This is a genomic window from Nitrospinota bacterium, from assembly GCA_016235255.1.
Classification (GTDB): Bacteria; Nitrospinota_A; UBA7883; order UBA7883; family JACRLM01; genus JACRLM01.
This window is the reverse complement of the sequence record JACRLM010000083.1, coordinates 21,787-27,874: the sequence shown is the minus strand read 5'-3', so window position 1 is coordinate 27,874 and position 6,088 is coordinate 21,787. Positions and strand designations below refer to the sequence as shown.

Sequence of the window (6,088 nt, the reverse complement as noted above, 5' to 3'; positions counted from 1 at the left end):
GACAACGGCGTCTGAAAACCCCAACTGCCCCGATTTACGGTTCATTTCGCCTCCAGCTATATATTGTATTACTATTGGTAATATAATATAGCATCATAAAAGCAATTATGCAAAGCTTTCCTTTACAAGGGGGAGTACGCCGAAGGCGGGAAGGGGTAATCGTTATGCGAGGTCACCGTGGATCGTTTACCACCCCGCCGGCTAAAAGCCGCCACCCCTCCTTATATAAGGAGGGGAAAAAGAAACAGCAATTGCCGCCAGGATGGCGGCGATGCGAAGAAACCTTGGCCGGGCGGCGAGCGGGTGTTTTACTGTAGGGGCAGACCTGTGTGTCTGCCCCAATTTATGAGGGCGAACACGCAGGTTCGCCCCTACGCCGTGTTTTAACGATCATACGTATGCCCTTCAGCAATCTCCGCTCACTTCCCGCGCTTTATTCACCATCCGCTCCCTATCCTCCGTGTCCCTCCCCATAATCAGCGCGGACAGTTCTTCCGTCCCGGTGTCGTATGGCAATACTCCAACCTTGCTAGAAGTATTGAATGCGTCATCTCCCAACAGCGCAATCCATTCCATCGCGGACAAACTCTTCGCCGATTTGAACCGGACGAATCCGCCAAGCCCCGATTCCGCCATCAACATAGGGTCGCCGGTGACAAGCCGGTTTAAAAACCATATGGCGTGGGTGGACGTGTTGTGCCGGGCGTTCATCTCCACGGCGTGGACGCGGCCTTCGGCGGTGACGATAAAATCAATCCCCACCACTCCACGATAGTCCAGTCCCGCCGCCTCCCGGGCAAGGGCCGTCCCTTGCCCGCGCAACGTCATCCGTATATCCTCCTCGTCCACCGCGTCGAAAAGGTTTCCGGTGTGGCCGAATCCCTTGTCCATTATCTGGACCGTTTCGCCGAACAACGTTATCCCCGCATCGTCTATGTAGAATTGCAGGTTGGGCGAAGCTTTGATGTCCAGCAAAGGCGCCAGAAGATAAAGCCCCCCCTTCCCTTTGCGTTCGATGGCGTCCGCCAGCGCGCCGAGTTTTTCCCGGCTGTCCGCCACGTATGTGCGCGATCCGCCCACGCCTTTCGCTCCCCGGACGATGGCCCCTCCCCTGTCCCATCGTCGCAGCCTTGCGGCCACCGCGTCGGAATTGCCGGTGACGGTCTCCACCCGTGGCAGGTCCAGGTCCTCTAGCAGCCGCTGGAAAAACACCTTGTCGTTCAGCAGTTCCACCACTCCGGGCGCCGCGCTAAATGGCGCCAGCCCCGCCGACTGCGCCAGTTGCTCCTCCATCCGCGTCACCATATACGGCTCCACATGGCCCCGCCAGGCGCGGATGTATTCCATGATCCGCTGGCTTTGCATGATGTCCTCGGCCAGGCATGAACCGGACCTGTGCGAAGGGACAAGCCGCGTGGCGCCCCCCGCCCCGCAGGCGCGAAGAATTTCAAGATAGCGTTCGTCCGGGAGTTTATGGAGTATCAAAGTATCGTCCGCGCCGGACATGAGCAGGGCGCGCGCCGCCAGCGGTTTGAACGATGAAACGAATTTTCTGTAATTCTTCGCCGCGCCGGGCCACACGCGCCAGCTTTCGGGGAAATAAACGCTGGGAAGGTGAAGGACCGGATCAGGCGCCATTCTTGCCCCCCCGGAAATCTCCGGGGTCTATCCCAAGCGCGGCAAGTTTTGCGTACAGCGTCTTCCTGTCCAGCCCCGCCTTTTTGGCGGCCAGGCTCATGTTGCCGCCGCAGGCCGACAATATCCGCGTAAAGTATGGTTTTTCATACATGTCCATCACCCGTTCGGCCATCTGGCGGTATGTGAGCTCCGAAAGCTCTTCCGGCGCCAATCCCGGCCGCGCCGCCGCTGGTTCGTCCGTCCCCTGCAGGTCCGCTTCGGAGACAACGCCCCCTTTGGACAGTATCACCCCCCGTTCGATGATGTTCTCAAGCTCCCGCACGTTGCCGTCCCACCGGCGGTCCATAAGCCACCGCATCGCCTCCGGCCCGATGGACACAGCCGCACCCCCATGCCGCGCGCCGAACATCGAGGCGAAATGCCCCGCCAGCGCCGGTATATCCTCCACCCGCTCGCGCAAAGGGGGGACGCGGATGGGGAACGTGTTGACCCTGTAAAAAAGGTCCCGCCGGAACCTTCCCGCCTCCACCTCTGCGGCCAGGTCGCGGTTTGTGGCGAAGATCATCCGCGAGTCGGTCTTGATAACCTGGTTGCCGCCAAGCCTTTCCACCTCGCCGGTCTCGATCACTTTTAAAAGCTTAAGCTGGGTGGCGGGGCTTATGTCCCCTATCTCGTCGAGGAACACCGTCCCTCCATTGGCGTATTCAAATTTGCCGGGGCGCGGGCGGAATGCTCCGGTGAAGGCCCCTTTTTCGTGGCCGAAAAGCTCCGATTCGAGCAGCGATTCGCTCAGCGCGCCGCAGTTTATCGTCACAAACCTTTTCGAGGCGCGGGCGCCAAGCGAATGGATGGCGGCTGCGACAAGCTCCTTGCCTGTCCCCGTCTCTCCGAGGATCAGCGCCGCGGAGTCCGTCTGGGCCACGGCCTTTACGGCGGAGTAGAGCCTGGCCATTTTTTCCGACCGGCCGAGCATCCCGCAAAAATCGTATTCGGCGGCGGCCCCGCGCCCAAGCCCTTCCAGCGCTCCGGCCACAGCTTTAGGGGTGTATGGTTTGCATAGCGCCATGTCCGCCCCGGCGTGGCCGTCGCCCGCCCGCAATGACAGCGCAACTATCGTGGAGCGCGGAGCGTTGCGCCGCAGCCATCCTATGATCCCGCCTTCGCCGTGGACGGGGAATTTTGGATCGGCCATCACGGCGTCAAATCGCCTTTCGGCCACCTGGGTCTCTATCTCGCGCCATTCGTAGGCCGCGCGGGCCTCCCATCCGGCCTCCTCCACCATGGAGCGAAGCGTCTCCACGGAATGCCGGTCCAGGTCCACGATAAGAATGGCGCCCGCCATCCTAAAACTCCGGCGGGAATGGACAGAACGAAGACGTCCGTGGCGGGAGGAAAATCATTTGGGGGCGCGCTCGCCGAGCCGGGCGAGCCTTTTGTCCGCTTCGTTGAGGCGGTTGATGAGCGAACGGATCACCTTCAGGGCGATCTCCGGATAGTTCTCTATGGTCTGCTTGAGTTTGTCGCCGGGGAAGACTTTCACGACGCTCTTGCCGTGGGACCGTATGGTGGCTGTGCGCGGCTGGTCGAGCAATGCGGACATCTCGCCGAAATACTCCCCCGGCTGCGATATCTCGCCGACGATCCTGCCGCTCTTTGTTATCACAAGGTGGCCCTGCAGAAGCTGGTAGAAGTTCTTGTCCGTGTTCCCTTCCTTTATGATAAGGTCGCCGTCCTCGAACGTAAGCTCGTCCGGATTGAGCAGATACGCCGGCAAAGCTTCCTTCACCAGCACCGTCTTGCCCAGCGCCTCCTCCAGCGTGGTGGCCCCTTTCTTCACCTTGTCCAGGGCGTCCATGCGCAGGGTCATCATCCCCTCTTTTATGGCGATCTTGCGCAGCGCCGCCTCCTGCACCTGGGCGGTGATCGCCTCTTTTATGGCCCCTGTCGCCTCCAGCATTTCAAATGCGCCAAGCCTCCCCTTGTACCCTGTGCCGTTGCAGGTGGGGCATCCTTTCCCGCGGAACACCGTGAAACTGCCGACCTGCTCCTTCTCCACCCCAGCCTCCAGAAGCTCCTGGGGATTGACGTTCTTGACCTCCTCCTTGCAGTTGGCGCATATTTTCCGCAAAAGCCGCTGGGCTATCACCACGGTGAGGGCCGAGGAAATCATGTAGCCGGGTATGCCTATGTCCAGCAGACGGCCTATGGTGGACGAACAGTCGTTCGTGTGCAGAGTGGAGAACACCATGTGCCCCGTCATGGCCGCCTTTATGGCTATCTCCGCCGTCTCTATATCACGGATTTCGCCCACCAGTATCACGTCCGGATCCTGCCGCAGGAACGCCTTTAGCGCCGAGGCGAAGGTCAACCCCACTTCCGGGCGCACGTTCACCTGGTTTATGCCGGTGAAGTTGAACTCCACCGGGTCTTCGGCCGTGAGTATCTTCACGTCCGGCTTGTTCAATATGTTTATGCCGGAATAAAGTGTGTTCGTCTTGCCCGACCCGGTGGGGCCGGTGACCAGCACAAGCCCCTGCGGCTTTTTTATCAGTTCAAGGAACCTGGTGAGCATCTTCTCCGAAAAGCCAAGCTTGGTCATGTCTATCTGCAGCTTGCTCTGATCGAGCAGGCGGAGCACCATGGACTCCCCGAAAAGGGTGGGCAGAACGTTCACGCGGAAGTCTATGGACTTGCCCCGCCCCAATTTAAGCTTGATGCGCCCGTCCTGCGGCCTGCGTTTTTCGGCTATGTTCAGGTTGGCCAATATCTTGAAGCGCGATATGAGCGCCATCTTGATCGTCAGCGGCAGGTTCATGGCCCTGTGAAGCGAGCCGTCTATCCTGTAGCGCACCTGGAAGCTCTTCTCATACGGCTCCACATGGATGTCCGAAGCTCCCTGGCTGATGGCCTTTAGCATGATGCCGTTGACAAGCTTGACTATGGCGGCGTCCGCCGAGTTGTACAGCTGGTCCTTGTCCTCGTCCTCCGCCGACGAATCTATCTCCACCTCCTCCGAGGCTTCGGAGATGATTCCGCCGATGTCGTCGAACTTCTCCATGACGTTTTTCTGGTCTTCCGCCTCGTTCTTCCCCTCTTCGACCTCTCCGGCTTTGAGCAACAGGTGATATTCATCGTCGGATATCTTGTAATACGTCTTGAACGCGTCCAGAAGGTCCTTTTCCGCCACCACGCCCGGCTTGATAGTCTGCTTGGTGATGCCGCCGACGGCCTCTATGGTGGAATAGTTTGTCGGGTCGAGCATGGCAAGGCGCAGGATTTTGCCGTCCGACCGGATGGGCAGGACCATGTATTCCTTCGCCTGTTCCCACGTGATGAGTTTCAGAAGGTTGATGTCCGGCTTTTCCTCTTCGAAGTTGAGGATGGGAATCTGCAACTGGCGGGCGACGAACTTGATAATGGACTCTTCGTCTATATAACCGAGCTTTTGCAGCGCCTTGCCGATTCTGGCTCCGCTTTTTTTCTGGTATTCCTCCGCTTCCTTGAGCTGCGACCTTGTTATCTGGCCGTCCTTGGCCAAAAGCTTGCCCAGCACTTCGGAGGATGAGTCCTCCTTGACGCTTTTTTTGAAGCTTGTTTTTTTCTCCGCGATCTCAGCCATTATAGCTATGCCCTTGTATCGTCACAGTACAGTTAAACGGCGCCGGCAGGAAGGCTCGCCAATATGCCGGCTCCTTGCTTGAGTTTTAATTATGACGCATTAACTTTGATTAATAAACTAAATTATGCCCGGAATGGCGCCGCCTCCCGCAATCCTTATTTTAAAGTAGGTTATTGCAGGTTTTTCCGTAAAATATTAGAATTATTAAACGCTTGACGTCCGGCTGGGGGTTGCCCGCGCTTTAAACATGCTTGCAGGAATGTGTTTTTATGATCTACCGGTTTGCCATTTCGCTCAGTCTTTGCGCCACGCTGGCCTTCCAGACGCCAGCCTATGCCGAAGAGAAAAAAGAGGAAAACCTGATAATAGGCACAGTCACCAGGATTTACGACGGGGACACCATCGGCGTCACCGGCGACAACGGGAAATTCATACGGGTCCAGCTGGCCTATATCGACGCGCCGGACTTTGAAAAAGGGATGAAGGCCCCCCAGCCTGCCTACAGGGAATCAATGGAGACCCTCGCCAGGATGATAATGAACAAGGAAGTTATCGTGGAATCATTCGGGCCCGATAAAAGCGGCAAAGTGGACGGTATGGTGTTCCTCGACGCGGTGGAGGTGAACGTCGAAATGGTGCTCAAGGGAATGGCTGAGATATATTTCCCGATGCGCTCCAACCCCTCCGCCTACAAAAAAGAATACATGGACAAGCTTTTCGAGGCGGAAAAAACCGCGAAGGAAAACAAGACCGGGATTTGGAGCGATCCAAACTACGTCTCCCCTTACACTCTGCGGCACAAAAACCCCCAGCCCGCCGCCGAATGACGGC

The 6,088-nt window shown here is 57.9% G+C and carries 4 protein-coding genes; 1 reads left to right on the top strand and 3 read right to left on the bottom strand.

Annotation, left to right across the window (positions count from 1 at the left end; all coding sequences use genetic code 11):
- Positions 1-405: 405 nt before the first annotated feature.
- From HZB29_11115 to pilB, 3 genes are read right to left on the bottom strand one after another with little or no spacing between them, the layout of a single operon-like run.
- The gene (locus tag HZB29_11115) at positions 406-1,638 is read right to left on the bottom strand and encodes a hypothetical protein (GenBank protein MBI5816143.1); all 1,233 of its coding nucleotides are present in this window, start codon (positions 1,636-1,638) and stop codon (positions 406-408) included.
- On the bottom strand, positions 1,628-2,980 hold the full coding sequence (locus tag HZB29_11110; protein ID MBI5816142.1) for a sigma-54-dependent Fis family transcriptional regulator: 1,353 nt from the start codon (positions 2,978-2,980) through the stop codon (positions 1,628-1,630). The genes HZB29_11115 and HZB29_11110 overlap by 11 nt, the downstream gene beginning before the upstream one ends.
- A gap of 54 nt (positions 2,981-3,034) precedes the next feature.
- Positions 3,035-5,257 carry a type IV-A pilus assembly ATPase PilB gene (gene pilB / locus HZB29_11105; protein ID MBI5816141.1) on the bottom strand — a complete coding sequence of 741 codons (2,223 nt, stop codon included), beginning with the start codon at positions 5,255-5,257 and terminating at the stop codon, positions 3,035-3,037.
- A gap of 269 nt (positions 5,258-5,526) precedes the next feature.
- Here pilB and HZB29_11100 point away from each other — a divergent pair, with 269 nt between their 5' ends.
- Positions 5,527-6,084 (top strand): thermonuclease family protein, encoded by a 558-nt coding sequence (locus tag HZB29_11100; protein MBI5816140.1) that lies wholly within the window; start codon positions 5,527-5,529, stop codon positions 6,082-6,084.
- The last annotated feature ends 4 nt before the right edge of the window (positions 6,085-6,088 follow it).